The sequence below is a fragment of the Streptomyces smyrnaeus genome (assembly GCF_017676345.1).
GTDB classification, from domain to species: Bacteria; Actinomycetota; Actinomycetes; order Streptomycetales; family Streptomycetaceae; genus Streptomyces; species Streptomyces smyrnaeus.
In genome coordinates this window covers 63,840-82,263 of sequence record NZ_JAFFZM010000025.1, presented here as the reverse complement: position 1 = coordinate 82,263, position 18,424 = coordinate 63,840, and the positions used below count along the sequence as shown (strand labels likewise).

Below are 18,424 nucleotides of genomic sequence, written 5' to 3'. Positions count from 1 at the left end.
GGATCCGCAGCGTGTGCGTGGGTCTTGCAGCAGCGCTCGGCGCCGGGCTGCTCGGGGGACCGGTCGCGGCTGCCGCGTCGCTGGAGCTGCGCACGCCCCAGGACATGGACCCGGTGCCGACTCGACAGGTGAAAGGCAAGGAGCCTGCGAAACCCGACGAGACCACCAAGCACCTCTGGAAGCCGCACCGCAGTACGTGGCCGCGCCCGGGTACGACGGAAGGAGTTACTCCGTCCACCGGCTCGAAGCCCCGTCGACTGAAGGCCGGTTCGCTGCCCGTCAAGCTCACCCGTCCGTCGAAGGACAGCAAGCGCGGCAAAGGAGCGGCTGATCGCGTCCAGGTGCAGGTGCTGCCACGCTCGACGGCCCAGGCAGCCGGCATCGACGGGCCACTGCTCGCGGTGCGCGGCTTCGTCTCTCGGCAGGACGACAAGGACAGCTCCGAGAGCGGCCGTAGGGCTGGTGCGCGCAAGGCCGGGAAGCGTGAGGTCGGCCTGGAGCTGGACTACTCCGGTTTCCGTGATCTCTATGGCGGTGGCTGGGCGTCCCGGCTGGACCTGCGCCGGGTGCCGGCCTGTGCGTTGACCACCCCCACGGCGCGCGGTTGCGCACCCGGGCAGGTCCTCAAGGCTGTCAACAATTCGGACGACTCCACGCTGTCCGCGACGGTGCAGGTCCCCGCGGCGGGCGCCGGAGACGCGGCTGCCGGGGACAAAATCTCAGACCCGGTAGTGGCGTCCACCGCCCCCAAGAGCGTGTCCGGTTCGTCGTCGCTGCGTATGACTCCGCAAAGTGGCACGGTCCTGCTGGCCGTCTCCGCGGATACTTCCGGTTCGGCGGGCGACTTCTCCGCGACGAAGCTGGCGCCGTCGGGCAAGTGGACCGCGGGGGAGTCGGGCGGCGGTTTCGGCTGGAGCTACGACCTGGAGGCCCCGGGGGTTCCGGGGGGTCTGGAGCCGGACCTGTCGCTGGAGTACTCCTCGCAGTCGGTCGACGGCCGTACCGCGGCCACGAACAATCAGGCCAACTGGGCGGGTGACGGCTGGTCTCTGTCTCCAGGCTTCATCGAGCGCCGCTACGTTTCCTGTGAGGAGGACAAGAAGGACGGCAACAACCCGTCCTCGAAGGTGGGCGACCAGTGCTGGAAGAAGGACAACGCCACGCTGTCGCTGGGCGGTTCCTCCACCGAGCTGGTCAAGCTCAAGGGGGATGGGCCGGGCAGTGAGTGGCGCAAGAAGGACGACGACGGCACCCGGATCGCGCAACTGGCCTCCCCCGAGCGGCACAACGGCGATGACAACGGCGAGTACTGGCGCGTGACGACACCGGACGGCGTGCGCTACTACTTCGGCTACAACCGGCTGCCGGGCTGGTCGGACGGTAAGCAGGAGACCGACTCCGTCTTCACCACCCCCGTGTTCGGCAACCACTCCGGCGAGCCGTGCCATGCCTCCGCGTTCAAGGACTCCTGGTGCCGGCAGGGCTGGCACTGGAACCTGGACTACGTCGTCGACCCGCACGCGGACGCCATGGCCTACTACTGGGCCAAGGAGAGCAACTACTACGCCCGCAACGTGGATGACTCCACCGGCAAGGGCACCCCGACCAGTTACGTTCGCGGCGGATATCTCAAGCGCGCCGAGTACGGGCTGCGCTCCAGCTCCGTCTACAGCGCCAACGCCGCGGCAAAGGTGGACTTCACCGTCTCCGAGCGCTGCTTGAAGACTGACTCGTTCGACTGCGCGGCCGACAAGTTCACCAAGTCCAACGCCACCAAGTGGCCGGATGTGCCCTTCGACCGGTACTGCAAGAAGGGCGATGACTGCGCGGGGAAGGCCACACCGTCCTTCTGGTCCCGTAAGCGGCTGACCGGCATCACAGCCTCCGCGCTGGTGGAGGGCGCCTACAAGAAGGTCGACAGCTGGAAGCTGGCCCAGTCCTTCCCGTCGACGGGGGATGGTACGGCGCCACCGCTGTGGCTGAAGTCGATCACGCGTACGGGGCACACCGGCAGTGAAGCGGTCACCATGCCGGCCGTCACCTTCCGCGGCCAGCAGCTCCCCAACCGGGTCGAGGGCGCCATCGACCCGATCCCGCCTTACAACCGCTACCGGGTGCACGCCATCGACACCGAGACCGGCGGCACCGTTGGAGTCACCTACTCCGGCCCCGAGTGCAAGCCCGGCTCCCTCCCCGACCCGGCGTCGAACAGCAAGCGCTGTTACCCGGTCATCTGGTCGCCACCGGATGCACCGGCCGCGGACTGGGAGCCCTACCAGGACTGGTTCCACGCCTATGTCGTCGATCAGGTGATCGAGACCGACAACACCGCTGGCGCCCCGGCCAAACAAACCGCCTACACCTACGTGGGCGGTATGGCCTGGGCGAAGGACGAGGACGAGTTCACCAAAGCCAAGTACCGCACCTACAGCGACCGGCGCGGCTACCCACGCGTGCGCACGGTCACCGGCACCACGGACGACACCCCCACCCGCACCGAGGCGCGCTACTTCCGGGGTATCGACGGCGCCAAGGTCGCCGACTCGGAAGGCGTAGAGGTCACCGACCGGCCCGAGTTCGCGGGGATGACCCGCGAGGAAGCCACCTTCAACGGTGTGGAGGGCAAGCTGACGGAGGCCACCTCCTATACCCCCTGGCGCTCAGCCCCAACGGCCAGCGCGGACCGCTCCGGGCTGCCGGCGCTGGAGGCCCGGCACACGGGCGTACGGAAGGAGGCCACCCGGGAGCCGCTGAGCAGCGGGAAAGCCCGCCGGGGCGAGACCACCCGCAGCTTCGACTCGTACGGGATGGTCATCCGTGAGTCCGAGACCGGCGACACAACGGTGGACGGCGACGAGAAGTGCACCACCACCACGTACGCACGAAACCCGGACAAGAACATCCTCGGCCTGGTGGCGGAGGAGAAGACGGTGGCCACCGAGTGCGACGCCGAAGCCGACCTCCCGGCCGATCTGATATCGACCCAGCGCAGCTACTACGACGGCGCCGATACGCTGGATGCCACACCGACCAAGGGCGATGTGACCCGCACCGACGAAAACGACGGCGAGGGCACCGGCTACATCACCACGAAGACCGCGACCTATGACCGATACGGCCGGGAACTGTCCGCCACCGACGCCAAGGACAACAAGACGACCACGGCCTACACCCCGGCAACCGGCGAAGCCGCGCGCAAGACGGTCGAGACCAACCCGCTGGGCCACACCAAGACCACCTACCTCGACCAGCGGCGCGACAACACGACAGCAGTCGTCGACGCCAACGGCAAGCGCACCGACGTCGAGTACGACTCTCTGGGCCGCACGACCCGTGTGTGGGCCCCGGGCTGGCCCAAGGCCGACCACACCACCAAGCCCTCGGCCGAGTTCGCCTACCGCGTCAGCAAGGACAAGCCCGTCGTCGTCAGCGCCAAACAACTGCGCAAGGACGGCACCTACGGCACCTCGTACACCTTCTACGACGGTCTCCTCCGGGAACGGGAGACCCAGAAGCCGGCCGCCCGCAGCAGTACAGGCCGGGTGGTGACCGAAACGATGTACGACACGCTCGGCCAGGAGTGGAAGACCTACAGCCCTTACTACGCAGAGGGCGAACCGGAGGCCACCCTGGTAACCGCCGACGACGCCAAGATCCCCGCGTCCGTCATCACCCGCCACGACGGCGCCGGCCGCACCACGGCCGAGATCCACCAGAAGTACGGGGACGAGACCCGCCGCACCACCACCCGGTACGACGGCGAGCGCACCACCGTCATCCCCCCGAAGGGCGGCACCGCCACCACTGAGGTCACCGACATCCAGGACCGGGTGACCGAGCGCCTCTCCTACACCAACGCCGACCGCACCGAATCGGTGAAGGCCACCACCAGGTACGGCATCCACGGCAAGCCCACCCGCTTTACGGATGCCGCCGGCAACACCTGGCAGTGGACCTACGACGCCCGCGGTCGGCAGACCAGCGCCGACGACCCAGACAAGGGCAAAGGCACCGTCACCTACGACCGGCTCGACCAGCCGGTCAAGACCACCGACGCCCGCGGCAACACCCTGACCGCGACCTATGACGTCCTGGGCCGCAAGACCGCGCTGAAGCAGGGCGACACCACCCGCGCGGCCTGGAGCTACGACAAGGAAGCCAAGGGCCAACCGGACTCCTCGACCCGCTACGTCGACGGCGACGCCTACACCACCACTGTCACCGGCTACACCGACCGCTACCAACCCACCGGCACCACCGTCACCATTCCCGGTGGCGAAGGAGCCCTGGCGGGCAGCTACTCCTGGCGGTACTTCTACGACATCGAGACCGGTACCCCGACCGGCTTCGACCAGCCGGCAGCCGGCGGCCTGCCCTCGGAACGGATGGCCACCGGCTTCTCCGCCGACGGGCTGCCCACCTCGCTCTCCGCCGGCGGTGTCCCCTTGGTCAACAACACCACCTACGACCCTCTGGCTCATCCGGTCCGCACCGAGCACGGGCTCAACGGGCGGAAACTCTACGAAACCCGCGACTGGGACGAACACACGGGCCGGCTGACCCGCGACACCATCGACGGACAGGTGGCCCTGCGGATCGAGGACACCCGCTACAGCTACGACCAGGCGGGCAACACCACACGCATCGCCGCCACCGCAAGCCAGGACGAGGCTGCCACCCACGACGTCCAGTGCTTCGCCACCGACCCCCTCCAGCGCCTCACCGCCGCCTGGACCACCGCCGACCCGGACCAGTCCTGCGCCACCGCACCGGACAAGCAGAACATCGGTGGCTCCGACCCGTACTGGCAGTCCTTCAGCTACGACAAGGCTGGCAACCGCACCCGCGAGGTGCGCCACAGCCTCGGCACAGAGTCAAGCGACAGCGAGCCCGACGAGGTCCGCACCTACACCTACGGAACTCCCGGCGAACCCCGCGCCAACATCCTCCGCTCGGTCACCACAACCGGCGCCCCCACCGCAGACGATGATGGCACCGAGACCTTTGACTTCGACCAAGCTGGCAACACCACCTCACGCACCGGGGGGACCCACGGCCAGAAACTTGCCTGGGACGCCGAAGGCCACCTCGAAACGGTCGAAGAAGGAGACACCACCACCAGCTACCTCTACACCCCCGACGGAGACCGCCTCTTCTCTCACAACTCCGACGGCTCCGCCACGCTCTACCTGCCGGAGGGTAACGAACTGACCACCACCGCCGACGGCAAGGTGACTGGCACCCGTTACTACACCTTTAACAACCGCACCGTCGCCACTCGCGCCACCGGCCAGGGCATCCACTACCTCTTCCCCGATCAGCAGGGCACCGCCCTGATCGCCGTCGCCTTCGGCTCCAGCCAGATCGTCACCCGCCGCAAACAGCTCCCCTTCGGCGGCCCCCGCAACGGCGCTGCCTCCGGCGGCACCGCCTGGCCCGGCACCCGCGGCTTCGTCGACGGTACCCAGGACCCCACCGGCACCACCCACCTGGGCGCGCGTGAGTACGACCCCGGCCTGGGCCGGTTCCTGTCCGTAGACCCCTTCCTGGCCGCCGACGACCAGCGCCAGCACAACCCCTACCAGTACGGCGGCAACAACCCGTCCACCTTCTCCGACCCGTCCGGCGAGATGCTCTGGGACGATGTCACCAAGAAGGGCTACGGCAACGCCAAGGTCATGAAACACCACCTCCAGCACCTCGGCTACCTCAACAAACGAGGCCGCGCCACCAAGAAATACCGCGAACTGGAAGCACGCAACTGGAAGACCTACCGTACCTACCTAAGGTATTCCTACCCCAAGGTCATCGCACAACAGGCAGCCGCCAACAGAGCAGCAAAACTCGCCGCCGCACGCAAAGCCGCCAAAGCGCGGGCAAAGAAGAACCAGAAGAACGAAGGATTCTGGAAGGGAATATACAGACACACCGGACTCAAGCGGGTCGTGGACACATACATGGCAGGAGACACCACAGGTATTTGCGCGAACGTATCGGTGGGTTTTGGGCTCGGATGGAGTGGTAGTGCTTGCATTACCAACACGTCTAGACCGGATGGAAAGACCGACTACGCCTTGACCTGGAGCAGTGGCCGCGAATCCCCCTCAGTCGGGGCCTCCGGAACCCTGGGGCTGATGTCGAGCAACGCAGACGACATCTCGCAAATTGCTGGGGGAGGCGCAGGCTACGATGTGTCAGGAGGGCTCGGGCCAGCCGCCTCATTCAGCTACTCAGAGGCGGTAGGCCCCCGAGGGAGTAGAGTGCAAAACAGCCGAGGGGAAGATGTATCCTCCGTTACGTTGGGAGGGGGCACAGGCGTCGGAGTCGAAGGCTCCTTCGGAGGAAATGAGACTAGAGTGAAGCGCCTCTTCACGGTAAACTCCTGGTAGGCGTGGAGTCTCAGGAGAACAGCCAATCATCAACCTCGAAGAGCGGGAAAATGCAACAATCATCCACCTCGCTTTACATGTTCATCTTCCCGTTCTGCCTGGCAGTGGCCGGTTTTCTGATTACATTCAACGTCCGCGGACTCACAGACTTCGTATACCTTCGTTCCGAGAAGCTGCTCAGCGGAATTTTCGGTGGCATAGGGCCGCGCGGCATGCGTGTTGCAGGAAGTGTGGCTCTCATTTTTGGGACGATTGGCTTCTCCGTCGAAGGTGCGGAGATGATGGGGCTGATCTGACGCGGCATCCTGTTCAGGCGTCGTCTCATGTGGCGAGGTTCGGTATCGGGATCTCATCCAGCCACTCCGCGTCGCCCGAAATTAACGTGGGGATTTCGAAGGTGAGGTGGAAAATGCCTTTCCTTTGCCGCGTTGCACCACAGGGAGCTCGAAGTGCCAGTCCTCGGGGGATGCCCGCTCACGGATTCCCCAGATCAGCAGGACGTGGCCGCCAGAGTGATGCTCCGCTGAGAGAGTCAGGTCCCAGCAAAGGGAGTGCCAGTTCCACTAAGCTCCGTTGGGACAACAGTCAAGCCAGCAGGCTGGTCTGGCATGCCGATGTGATCTACCGGCCGCCGGAAGCTCGCTTTAGCTTCCGATCATGCAGCAGTTCACCAGACCCCTGAAGCACTTGCTTCGCTGAGTGCCCGCAGGTTGCCCAGCACACTACGCCTGTGACGCTCAGTGCCCGACGGTCGAACGCGGAGCGGTTCGGAAACGGCCTCCGGCAGGCCGCGTGCAGGCGAGCCTCCATTACCTCTGCCTCGCGAGCATCCACATCGGGCGCGAGCAGAACGAGCTCATCGCCCTGGATTCGGCCGAGTTCGCCCTCACAATCCCACGAGCGCAGTTCAGTGAGCAGTTTGTTCGCGGTCTCTCGGAGAGCGGTGTCGCCAGCGGCTCGCCCATGGCGCGCGTTGTAAAGCCTTGAAGCCGTCGAGGCCGAAGCGCACCACCGCGAGACCGATATGTCTTGCAGGTGGGTAAGGATGAACCGGGGCCCATCCGCCGCGTTGGCAACGACGGAGTTCTGCAGAGACACCCAGACATAGGTGCCGTCTCGGTGAGCCAGGCGTACATCGACCTGGCCTCCCTCAGCGGAATTCCGCAACAGGACTTCAACGTCCTCGGGATGGACAAGGTCGGAGAAGGAGTAGCGGCGCAACGCGGAAGCGGAGCGTCCCAGGAGTTGGCACAGAGCGTCGTTGACCCGGAGCAGTCGCCCGTGCAGGTCGCCGCCCATTTCAGCGATGGCCATGCCGGACGGCGCGCACTCGAAGGACTGCCGGAACGACTCCTCACTCGCGCGCAACGTCTGCTGTTCGCGTTCCAGCCGTACGAGGGCCCCTGCATGTTCGATCGCAGCCGCGCGTTCCCGAGGGCGATAGCGGAATGGAATGCGTACGTTCGCAGGGACGCCCGACTGTCACCGTCCGGCCTGCAGCCGTCGGCGGGGTGATCCACGGTGATCACCCCGGACAGTTACCCACCCAGTGCGTGAATCGGTGCGTAAAGCCGGTCCTCAGGATGCCAGCCATCCTCCTCGTCCGGCGCGGGACCTTCGGTGTGCCACTGAGGCACGTCATCATCGGTAAGAATCCGTCCCTCGGTGTGGGGATGAAACGCAGGCCATGCCAGTCCTCGCCCATCAGCAGTCGGCGTTCCCACGATGCCCGGCTTCCCACTCTGCCCGCGATCAACGCTTCGGCGTCGGGGCTGCCGGCCACAGCGGCGACAACCAAATCACCGTCGGTGCGTACGAGGTTCACTGCGGCCAGCCCGTATCCCAGGCCGGAGACTATGCCGTCGGCGATGGTCTGAAGAGTAGCGGCCAGGCTGCGAGCCGTGTAGATCGCGGCTACTGAGCGTTCCATCCGATCCGCGTGTGGGTGCCGCACATGGCCTGGGTACGGTGCTACCGGCGGTGGGGTGTAGGCGGCGTTACGGAGGAAGGGAATGTGCCCCAGTTGATTGCGGCACAGTCGGTGCGGTTCGGGGCTGTTGTTCGTCATCGGACGGGTGCGCAGCCGTCTGAAGATCGTGTCGAGGTCAAGGTACTCCCCCTCACCGGGTATCCCGTCCCGCATCAGGGTGAGCCACTCGCCGGTGAAAGCTGTGAGCGGCTCACCCGGCGGAGAAAGCGCCACCGCCGTCTCGGCTGCTGCGGCCAGCAAACACGTACCGTCGACCTCCAAGGCCGCCGTGGAGGACTGCACTCCGAAGGCCCGGGCGCTGTAGCAGCAATCCAGTACGACGATCCGGCGCAGGGCTCGGCTTTTCTCGACCGACCAACGGATCCAGTCATAGGGCCTGGCAGTGTGTGAACGGACGTGGGGTCCGTCGTCTCGGTGGCAAGGTGCAATTTCCCGGTCCTCGGCTCGATCAGGCCGTGGCCGGCGTAGTAAACCAGCAGAGTTTCGGGGGCGGCGTTGACCGCTTCCTGGTCTGCTCCCGGCAACCAAGCGCTGCTCAGTTGGTGGGGCCGGACTTCCCCTCTACAGTCCACCCAAAACAGCTCACTGACCCAGGAAACTCAGCCGCACCTGACGGCTGGGATTGTCCCCGTTGGTGTCCACCAGACACACCGACTGCCAGGTGCCCAGGGCCAGCTCTCCGCCGACCACGGGGAGGGTGGCGTGCGGGGGTACGAGGGCGGGGAGTACGTGGTCGCGGCCGTGGCCGGGGCTGCCGTGCTTGTGCCGCCAGCGGTCGTCCGGCGGGAGGAGATCGCGGAGGGCGGACAGCAGGTCATCGTCGCTGCCCGCACCGGTCTCCAGAAGCGCCACCCCCATGGTGGCGTGCGGCGCGAAGACGTTCAGCAGCCCGTCCCGGCCGGCGGCGACATCCCGCAGGAAGGAGGCGCACTCCCGGGTCAGGTCGTGGACCGTCTCCCGGGAGCCGGTCCTGACGTCGATCTCGCGTGTCGTGAAGCTCTCAGCCATGGCTCGATCTTCTCAAAGGGGACCGACAAAACGCCGACCGAGCGCCGGCCGGGCGTCCTGGGCACCGGGAAGGTTTCGGAGCCCCGGCTGGTTCCCACCACCATGGACAACGTGGCGGTCGTGGTCGTGGGTGCCGGGCAGGCGGGGCTCTCCAGCGCGTATCACCTGCGGCGATCCGGGTTCGAGCCGGGCGTGGACTTCGTCGTGCTGGATCATGCGCCGGCGCCCGGTGGTGCGTGGCAGTTCCGGTGGCCGACGCTGACCTACGGCCGGGTGCACGGTATGCACGCGTTGCCCGGCATGGAGCTGACCGGCGCCGACCCCGAGCGTCCGTCGTCGAAGGTGATCGGGGAGTACTTCGCCGCCTACGAGCGCGCTTTCGATCTGCGCGTGCGGCGTCCTGTGGATGTGCGGGAGGTACGTGACGCGGGCTGGGGCGGGCGGCTGCTCGTGCGGACCTCGGAAGGGGACTGGGCGGCACAGGCCGTGATCAACGCGACCGGCACCTGGGACCGGCCGTTCTGGCCCCGGATACCCGGCCAGGAGGTCTTCCGGGGCCGGCAGCTGCACACGGCGCAGTACCCGGGCCCCCGGGCGGACGCCTTCGTGGGCAAGCGGGTGGTCGTCGTAGGGGGCGGGACCTCGGCGGTGCAGCATCTGATGGAGATCGCCGAGGTCGCGACCGAGACCTTGTGGGTGACGCGGAGGCCGCCACTCTTCCGCACCGGTTCCTTCGGTGAGGAGGAGGGACGGGCCGCCGTGGCGCTGGTGGAGGAGCGGGTACGGGAGGGCCTGCCGCCGCGCAGCGTGGTGTCGGTGACCGGACTGCCGATGACCGAGCAGGTGCGTCGTGCGCGGGAGAGCGGTGTGCTGGAGCGGCACCCGATGTTCGCACGGCTCACCGAGGACGGCGTCGAGTGGGCCGACGGCAGTCGGGCACCGGCGGACACGGTTTTGTGGGCCACCGGTTTCCGCCCCGTCATCGATCATCTGGCGCCGCTGCGGCTGCGTGAGGCGGGCGGCGGAATCCGGCTGGAGGGCACGCGGGTGACTCGCGACCCGCGCGTCCACCTGGTCGGCTACGGGCCCTCTGCCAGCACGATCGGCGCCAACCGGGCGGGGCGCTCCGCAGTACGGGACGTACGGGCGCTTCTGGCGGCGGCGCAGAGGCAGGAGTCGGCGGGGTCCGCCTCCGCCGGGTAGCCCCGGCACGGCGGCGCCACTGCGCCTTCGAGCGGCTGACCGGCGGCGTGCCGTCGGTGGTCGCTCCGTTCCTCGTCCGCCCCTTCGCCCTGCCCGCCGGCCGAGCTGCGGTACGCCGATGCGCGGCCACCCCGGTCAGCCGCGGGGCGGCAGTGTGGAGGCCCGCACGACCAGCTCCGGCTGGAGCACGATGCGCTGGTGCTGGTGGCGGTCCGCTTCCTCGCCGGTCTCCTCGATGAGCAGGTCGGCCGCCGCCCGGCCCATCCGGTAGGCGGGCTGCCGTACGGAGGTGAGGGGGACGGCTGCCGCGGCGGCGAACTCGATGTCGTCGTAGCCCACCAGAGCCACCTCCTCGGGGACGGCGACACCGGCGCCGTAGAGCGCCTGCAGCACGCCGAGTGCCATCAGGTCGTTGGCGCAGAAGACGGCAGTGGGGCGCGGTGACATGCCCAGCAGCCGGGCGCCCGCGTCGCGCCCGGCTGCCACGTCCATCCGGGCGCCCTCGATGTGCCGGAGCCGGGCGCCGGTGCCGAAGTCACGCAGGGCGCGGGTGGCTCCGGTGTGCCGGTCGCGGCACTGGCTCAGCTGCATCGGTCCGCTGACGTAGGCGATGTCGCTGTGGCCGCTGTCGAGCAGATGGCGTGCGGCCAGCCCGGCGCCTTCGACGTCGTCGACGGAGACCGAGCAGCCTTCCGCGCTGGGCACCACGCGGTCGACGGAGACGAAGGGGATGCCGTGCCGCTGGAAGGCCGTGAGATTGCCCCCTGTCGTCTCCGTAGGGGTGATCAGTACGCCTCGGACGCGCTGCTCGGCGAAGAGGGCGAGGTAGTCGGCCTCCTCGCTGGGGCTCTGCGCACTGTTGCACAGCATGACGCCCAGCCCCGCGGCACGCGCCGCCCGTTCCGCTCCGGCGGCGACGTCCACGAAGAACGGGTTGGCCATGTCGAGGACCAGCAGGGCGATGATGCGGCTGCGTCCCGCCCGCAGATGGCGGGCGGCCTCGCTGCGCACATAGCCGAGCCGTTCGATGGCTGACTGCACGCGAAGGCGGGTCTCCTCGGCCACCATGGCGGGCCGGTTGATGACGTTGGAGACTGTGCCGACGGAAACCCCGGCCGCACGGGCGACCTCCTTGATTCCGACCGTCCGGCTCACCTGGGTGCCCCGGTGCTTGCCGGTCTGCCGTGCCGCTTCCGCCGCACCGTGCTCAGCCCCTCCCTGCCGGCCCCGCCCGGCCGACCGCCGCGAAGTCGACGCCCCGGTCGTGGGAGACGTCGTACGAGTCAAGTCTGTCAGAGGCCGAAAGTGTCTCAGAAGTCGAAGTCGTCGATGTTCTTGCTGGTGAAGACCGTGGGCGGGCCGAGGACGACTTCCCCGTCCTTGCCGACCGTGTACTCCCCGAGCTTCCCCGCCTTGAACTTCTCGCCTTCCTTGCCGGTGATCTGTCCGGAGGCAAGGGCCGCGGCGGCGTAGGCGCCCAGATAGCCGAGCTTGGAGGCGTCCCACAGGGAGAACTGCTCGATGGTGCCGTCCTTGATGTACTTGCGCATCTGGTTGGGGGTGCCCAGCCCGCCGAGCGTGACCTTGCCCTTGTACTTGGAGCCGCTGACGTAGCGGGCCGCCGCCGCCAGGCCGACAGTGGTGGGCGAGATGATGCCCTTGAGATCCGGATAGGCCTTGAGAAGTCCCTGGGTCTCCTGGAAGGACTTCTGGTCGACGTCGTCGCCGTAGGCGGTCTTGACGAGCTTCATGCCCTTGTACTTCGGCTTTTTGAGCTCGTCCTTCATGATTTTGATCCACGTGTTCTGGTTGGTGGCGTTCTGGGTCGCCGAGAGGATCGCGATGTCGCCCTTGTAGTCGAGCTGTTTCGCCATGTCCTTGACCAGGCCGCGGCCGATGTCCTCGGAGGCGGCCTGGTTGATGAACAGATGGCGGCAGTCCTTGCCCGCGTCCGAGTCGTACGTGACGATCTTGACGTCCTGCTTCATGGCAGCCTTGAGGGGCCCGCACACCGCGTTGGGGTCGTTGGCGGCGAGCAGGATGGCGTCCTGGCGCTGCTGGGTGAGGGTGTTGATATAGCTGACCTGCGAGGACGCCTTCGCGTCGGAGGGCCCGACCTCCTTGCCCTTGCCGCCGAACTCCTTGGCCGCCTTGATGCCGCCCTTGTCGACGACCGTCATGTAGGGGTTGTTGATCTGCTTGGGCAGGAAGGCGAGTTCGAGGCCCTTCTTCAGCGGCGCGTCGGGGTCGGCCTTGGCGTTCTTCGCCGTGTCCTTCGCGTCGTCCTCGGCGTCACTCTTGGTGGTGCCCGAGCAGCCCGCGAGGGTGACGGACAGAGCGCAGGCCGCCGCTGTGACGGCGAGGACACGTGAGCGGTGGTGCGGTCGCATGGCGTTGCCTTTCGGAGGGTGCCGGGGGATTCGGAAGGGTGCGGGAGGGGAGGAGGAGCGAGAACTGCGGTGAGTTGGTTCACGGGGGCGGAGGGCGCGTCGTCCGTCAGGGGGCCTTGCCCAGCGCCGTGTCGGTCGCTTCGCTGATCGCGGTGCGGCGGTGTTTGCGAGCGGTGAGCACCGCGATCGCTCTGGGCGTGAGCACGGAGACGATCAGCAGCGCACCGGTGACGATCACCTGGATCTCGTGCGAGACGTCGTTGAGGGTCAGGAGGTTGTTGAGGACGCCGATGAGCAGCACCCCCGCCACGGCGCCGCCGAGGGTTCCCTTGCCGCCGTCGAAGTCGATACCGCCCAGCAGTACGGCGGCCACGACGGTCAGTTCCAGACCCAGTCCGTTGTCCGCGCGTGCGCTGCCGTAGCGCAGGGTGTAGACGATCCCGGCGAAGGACGCCACGAACCCGCTGACGGCGAAGAGGATCAGCTTGAGGCGCTTGACCCGGACACCGGCGAAGTAGGCGGCGTCCTCCTGCGCGCCGACGGCGAACAGCGCACGGCCGAAGCCCGTGCAGTGCAGGGCGAGCGCCGCGCAGACGGCCAGCACGGCGAAGAGCGCCAGTGGGTACGGCACGAAAGTGCCCGGCACGGTCTCGGTGTTGCTCGCCCACCGGGCGTAGGTCTCGGGGAAGTCGGCGACGGCCTTGTTGCCCAGCACCACGGAGGCCAGCCCCCGGTAGAGGGTCAGGGTCCCGATGGTGACGGCGAGCGAGGGCAGCCCCACGCGGGTGACCAGCCAGCCGTTGAGCAGACCGCCGAGCAGCCCGACCACCAGACACACCGGCACGATGGTCTCGAAGGTCCACCCGGCGTCCCACAGCGCGCCCGCCAGCGCACTGGAGAGACCGAGCATGGAGGCGACGGACAGGTCGACCTGGCCGGCGACCACCAGCAGGGTCATCGGCAGCGCCAGCAGAGCGATCTCCGCGGTGTCGTTGAGGGCCGCCGACAGGTTCGCGGTGTCGGAGAAGCCCTCGGTGGTGCCGGTGCCCACCAGAAAGGCGGCGACCAGCAGCGCGCCCACAGCCGCGTCCCAGCGCAGGAAGCGGCCCGGGCCTCGGCGGGCCTCGCGGTGGCCCTCGACAGGCGGGCCCCCGGCGGGCGGTTCGGGCGCTGCCGCCCTGGTGGCCGGTGGTGCGTTCACTGCCTTCTCCTCTTCCTCAGCGCACGGGTGCTGCGGCTGCGCACCACGCGGTCGGTGCTGATGGCCGCGAGCAGCAGCGCACCGGTGATGGCCTGTTCCCAGAAGGAGCTGACTTTCAGCACGACCAGAGCGCTGCCGATGGTGGTCAGCAGCAGCGCGCCCAGCGCGGCGCCCCACACGGTGCCCACTCCCCCGGTGATGGCGACGCCACCGACGACGACGGCGCTGACGACGGTCAACTCCCAGCCGTTGGCCGCGTCGGCGACGACGGTGCCGAAGCGGGCCAGCCACAGCGCACCGGCGAACCCGGCGACGGCTCCGGAGAAGGCGTAGGCGGTCAGCACCCGGCGGCGGATGGGGATGCCCGCCAGGCGGGCCGCCTCGGGGTTGGAGCCGATCGCGTACAGCTCCCGGCCGCTGCGGTAGGTGCGCAGGAAGTAGCCCGTCCCGGCGAGCACCAGCGCGGAGATGAGCGGCAGGTAGGGGATGCCGAGGAAGCTGCCGCTGCCGAGGGTCAGGATGTCGTCCGGCACGGTGGCCGCGTTGATCTGCTCCCCGTGCGCCCATGCGTGGTCGACGCCCTGGATGACGTACAGCATGCCGAGCGTGACCACCAGCGCGGGCACCCTGCCGAAGCTGACGAGGGCACCGCTGACCAGCCCGCAGCCGGCCCCCAGAGCGATGCCGAGCAGCACGAGGGCTACCGGGCCGTGATCGGTGCCGGAGACGAAGGAGCCGCAGGCGAAGGCGGTCAGTCCGACCACCGAGCCGACGGACAGGTCGATGTTCCGGGTGAGGACGACGACCGACTGTCCGGTGGCGAGCAGCACCAGGATCGAGGAGTTGAGCAGCAGGTCCTTGATGCCCTGCTGGTCGAGGAAGGACGGGTTGGCCAACCAGGTCACGAGGATCAGCAGCACGAGGGCGCCGCCGATGCTGTACTCGCGTACGCGCAGCACCGTCTCGGCCGCGGTGCGGCCGGTGGGCTCGGGCTCGGAGCGGGTGGCGGTGCGCGGGGGCGCGGTGGTGCTCACGCGGCGCCTCCCTTCGGCCCGGGAGACCCCTCCGGGCCGGGAGGCTGTTGCGAACCGGGAGGCCGCCCCGGCTCTGGAGGCTGTTGCGACCCGGGAGACTGTTGCGGGCCCGGGGGCCTGCCGGGTGGGTGCGGCACCTCCGGTGGCTGCGGCTGCAGCTGTCCGGCCGGGGCCGCCGGTTGGTGGGCGCGGCCGGTCGCGGCCGCCATCACCGTCTCCTCGTCCGCCCGGTCACGGGGTATCTCGGAGACGAGCCGGCCTTCGTGCATGACGAGCACACGGTCGGCCATGCCGAGGACTTCGGGCAGGTCGGAGGAGACCATCAAAATGGCGAGCCCTTCGGCGGCCAGCGAGGTCAGCAGCCGGTGCACCTCGGCCTTGGTGCCGACATCGATGCCCCTGGTGGGCTCGTCGACGATGAGCACCGTCGGCCGCGTGGCCAGCCACTTGGCGAGGACGACCTTCTGCTGGTTGCCACCGGAGAGCACACTCACCGAGTCGGAGAGGCGGTCGTACTTCAGACGCAGCTTCAGTCCCCAGTCCCCGGCGCGGGCGCGCTCTGCGGCGCGGCGGACGAGTCCGCCCCTGCCGAGGCTGCCCAGACCGGTGAGGCCGATGTTGCGTTCGATGGAGGCTTCCATGACCAGGCCCCGCTGTCGGCGGTCCTCGGGGACGAGGGCGAGCCCGGCGCCCATGGCGGCCGTGGGCGACCCCGGGCGGAGCGCCTTGCCCGCCACCCGAACCTCGCCCGCGTCGGGGCGGTCGACACCGAAGACGGCCTGGGCGACCTCGCTGCGCCCCGCGCCCACCAGCCCGGCCAGGGCGACGATCTCCCCCTTGTGCACCTCGAAGGAGATGTCGCGGAAGACTCCTTCGCGGGTGAGCCGGTGCACGGTGAGCGCGACCTCGCCGGTGCGGGTCTCCTGCTTGGGATACAGCTCGCCCAGCTCGCGGCCGACCATACGGCGGACGAGGTCGTCCTCGGTCAGACCCGCCAGGCTCTCGGAGGCGACGAGCCGACCGTCACGCAAGGTGGTGACCCGCGTGCACAGTTCGAAGATCTCGCCGAGCCGGTGGGAGATGAACAGTACGGCGGCGCCCTCGGCCCGCAGCGCCTCGACGACGGCGAAGAGCCGCGCCGTCTCGCTCCCGGTGAGCGCCGCTGTGGGCTCGTCCATGATGAGTACACGGGCATCGAAGGAGAGCGCCTTGGCGATCTCGACGATCTGCTGGTCCGCGATGGACAGGCCGCGTGCGGCGCGGTCGGGGTGCAGATCGACGCCGAGCCGGTCCATCAAGGCGGCGGTCGCCTCACGGACGGCGGTGTGGTCGATACGGCCCATGAAGCGACGGGGCTGACGGCCCATGAAGATGTTCTCCGCGATGGACAGGTCACCGAAGAGCGTCGGTTCCTGGTAGATGACCGCGATACCGGCGTCTCGCGCGGCGGCCGGGCCGTGGAAGACCGCCGGGGAGCCGTCGAGCAGTACGGTGCCGCCGTCGGGGGTGTGCACGCCTGCGAGGATTTTGATCAGCGTGGACTTGCCCGCGCCGTTCTCGCCCGCGAGTGCGTGCGTCTCCCCCGCGTACAGGTCGAGGTGTACACCGCGCAGAGCCCGCACACTGCCGAAGGACTTGTTCACCTCCCTCAGCGCGAGGACCGGCGCTCGGTCGGCGCCGGCCGGTGCGGTCCTGCTCATGCTTCTCCTCCGTCGCTCAGCAGGGGACTGGCGGCAGCTCAGGGATGAAATGATTCAAGTCCGCCGGACAGTGGACGGGAAGCTAGCCCCAACCCCGGGAGGGGTCAAGAGGGTGCGAGGCAGCTAAATAGCAGAGATGACAGGGGTATTGACCGTTCGCTGGAAGCCGCCGTACGTTCCCAGCGCCGAGTGATGAATCGTTTTTAACCCGTACCGCTTTCAGGAGGCGCAGGTGCTCGGCGGACGCCAGGTCCTCGGCCCGTGTCCAGCGCCGCGCCCACTCGAGGAGCCGTATGCCTGAGCAGAACCTCGCGCGGGTGAAATCCGCCCTGCGCGCCCAGCGGATCGAGACGCCGTCATGGGCGTACGGGAACTCCGGTACCCGCTTCAAGGTGTTCGCACAGGCAGGAGTGCCGCGTACGGTGCACGAGAAGCTCGACGACGCGGCACGAGTGCACCAGCACACCGGCGTCGCACCGCAGGTCGCCCTGCACATCCCCTGGGACCGCACCGACGACTACGCCGCACTGGCCGACCACGCCGGCGAGCGCGGGCTGCGGCTGGGCGCGATCAACGCGAACGTCTTCCAGGAGGACGAGTACAAGCTGGGTTCGGTCACCAATCCGGACCCCGCGGTGAGGCGCAAAGCGCTGGGCCATCTCATGGAGTGCGTCGACATCATGGACGCGACCGGCTCCCGCGATCTGAAGCTGTGGTTCTCCGACGGCCTCAACTACCCGGGCCAGGACGACCTGCGGGCCCGCCAGGGGCGGCTGGCGGAGGCACTGTGGGCCGTCTACGAGCGACTGGCACCCGATCAGCGGCTGGTGCTCGAGTACAAGCTGTTCGAGCCCGCCTTCTACGCGACGGACGTGCCCGACTGGGGCACCTCCTACGCGCACTGCGTCAAACTCGGCCCCCAAGCACAGGTCTGCGTGGACACCGGCCACCACGCGCCCGGCACCAACATCGAGTTCATCGTGGCCTTCCTGCTGAACGAGGGGAAGCTGGGCGCGTTCGACTTCAACTCGCGCTTCTACGCGGACGACGACCTGATGGTGGGCGCCGCAGACCCCTTCCAGCTCTTCCGCATCATGTACGAGGTGCGCGCCGGCGGCGGTCTGCCGGGCACACCGGAGAGCGCGGAGAACGACCCTGGGATCGCGTTCATGCTCGACCAGTGCCACAACATCGAGCCGAAGATCCCCGCCATCATCCGCTCGGTGATGAACGTCCAGGAGGCCACCGCCAAGGCGCTGCTGGTGGACCGGGAGGCGCTGGGCGAGGCGCAGCTGGCCGGAGACGTACTGGGTGCCAACGCGCTGCTGATGGACGCCTACAACACCGATGTGCGACCGCTGTTGGCGGAGGTACGGGAGGAGCTCGGCGCCGACGGCGATCCGATGGCGGCCTACGCGGCCTCCGGCTGGGCGGAGACCATCGCACGCGAGCGCGTGGGCGGCAGGCAGGCCGGATGGGGCGCGTGAGCCCGTAGCCCCCGCCCAAGAC

General features: G+C 68.3%; 10 protein-coding genes and 2 pseudogenes. 4 read left to right on the top strand and 8 right to left on the bottom strand.

What is annotated here, in order from left to right:
• Positions 1 to 17 precede the first annotated feature (17 nt).
• Together JW613_RS30520 and JW613_RS30515 are read left to right on the top strand one after the other, a co-directional pair.
• The gene (locus JW613_RS30520; protein WP_307866104.1) at positions 18 to 6,389 is read left to right on the top strand and encodes an RHS repeat domain-containing protein; all 6,372 of its coding nucleotides are present in this window, start codon (positions 18 to 20) and stop codon (positions 6,387 to 6,389) included.
• A 2-nt stretch (positions 6,390 to 6,391) separates the two neighbouring features.
• Positions 6,392 to 6,685, top strand: coding sequence for a hypothetical protein (locus JW613_RS30515; protein WP_209214112.1), 294 nt, complete (start codon positions 6,392 to 6,394; stop codon positions 6,683 to 6,685).
• Positions 6,686 to 6,766: 81 nt separating this feature from the next.
• Here JW613_RS30515 and JW613_RS36115 read toward each other — a convergent pair.
• From JW613_RS36115 to JW613_RS30505, 3 genes and pseudogenes are all read right to left on the bottom strand, one after another.
• A pseudogene (locus JW613_RS36115) lies at positions 6,767 to 6,937 on the bottom strand (DUF6228 family protein); the annotation flags it as partial.
• A 73-nt stretch (positions 6,938 to 7,010) separates the two neighbouring features.
• A pseudogene (locus JW613_RS30510) lies at positions 7,011 to 8,319 on the bottom strand (PAS domain S-box protein).
• 642 nt (positions 8,320 to 8,961) lie between these two features.
• Complete coding sequence (locus tag JW613_RS30505) at positions 8,962 to 9,387, bottom strand: YjbQ family protein (protein ID WP_209214111.1); 426 nt, start codon at positions 9,385 to 9,387, stop codon at positions 8,962 to 8,964.
• Positions 9,388 to 9,489: 102 nt separating this feature from the next.
• On the opposite strand from JW613_RS30505, the gene JW613_RS30500 reads away from it, so the two are divergent.
• On the top strand, positions 9,490 to 10,590 hold the full coding sequence (locus JW613_RS30500) for an NAD(P)-binding domain-containing protein (protein WP_209214110.1): 1,101 nt from the start codon (positions 9,490 to 9,492) through the stop codon (positions 10,588 to 10,590).
• Between the two features lie 135 nt (positions 10,591 to 10,725).
• On the opposite strand, the gene JW613_RS30495 is transcribed toward JW613_RS30500, so the two are convergent.
• From JW613_RS30495 to JW613_RS30475, 5 genes are all read right to left on the bottom strand, one after another.
• Positions 10,726 to 11,745 (bottom strand): LacI family DNA-binding transcriptional regulator, encoded by a 1,020-nt coding sequence (locus tag JW613_RS30495; protein WP_209214109.1) that lies wholly within the window; start codon positions 11,743 to 11,745, stop codon positions 10,726 to 10,728.
• A 155-nt stretch (positions 11,746 to 11,900) separates the two neighbouring features.
• Positions 11,901 to 12,980 carry a rhamnose ABC transporter substrate-binding protein gene (gene rhaS, locus JW613_RS30490; protein ID WP_209214108.1) on the bottom strand — a complete coding sequence of 360 codons (1,080 nt, stop codon included), beginning with the start codon at positions 12,978 to 12,980 and terminating at the stop codon, positions 11,901 to 11,903.
• 106 nt (positions 12,981 to 13,086) lie between these two features.
• A complete protein-coding gene (locus JW613_RS30485; protein WP_209214107.1) occupies positions 13,087 to 14,181 on the bottom strand; it encodes an ABC transporter permease in 1,095 nt (364 codons plus the stop codon).
• Positions 14,178 to 15,215 (bottom strand): ABC transporter permease, encoded by a 1,038-nt coding sequence (locus JW613_RS30480; RefSeq protein ID WP_209214106.1) that lies wholly within the window; start codon positions 15,213 to 15,215, stop codon positions 14,178 to 14,180. Before JW613_RS30480 ends, JW613_RS30485 begins: the two co-directional genes overlap by 4 nt.
• Positions 15,212 to 16,915: a sugar ABC transporter ATP-binding protein gene (locus JW613_RS30475; protein ID WP_209214105.1), complete on the bottom strand. Its 1,704-nt coding sequence runs from the start codon at positions 16,913 to 16,915 to the stop codon at positions 15,212 to 15,214. Before JW613_RS30475 ends, JW613_RS30480 begins: the two co-directional genes overlap by 4 nt.
• Positions 16,916 to 17,208: 293 nt before the next feature.
• Between JW613_RS30475 and rhaI the strand changes: the two genes are divergently transcribed.
• Complete coding sequence (rhaI, locus tag JW613_RS30470; RefSeq protein ID WP_209214104.1) at positions 17,209 to 18,402, top strand: L-rhamnose isomerase; 1,194 nt, start codon at positions 17,209 to 17,211, stop codon at positions 18,400 to 18,402.
• Positions 18,403 to 18,424: the final 22 nt, after the last annotated feature.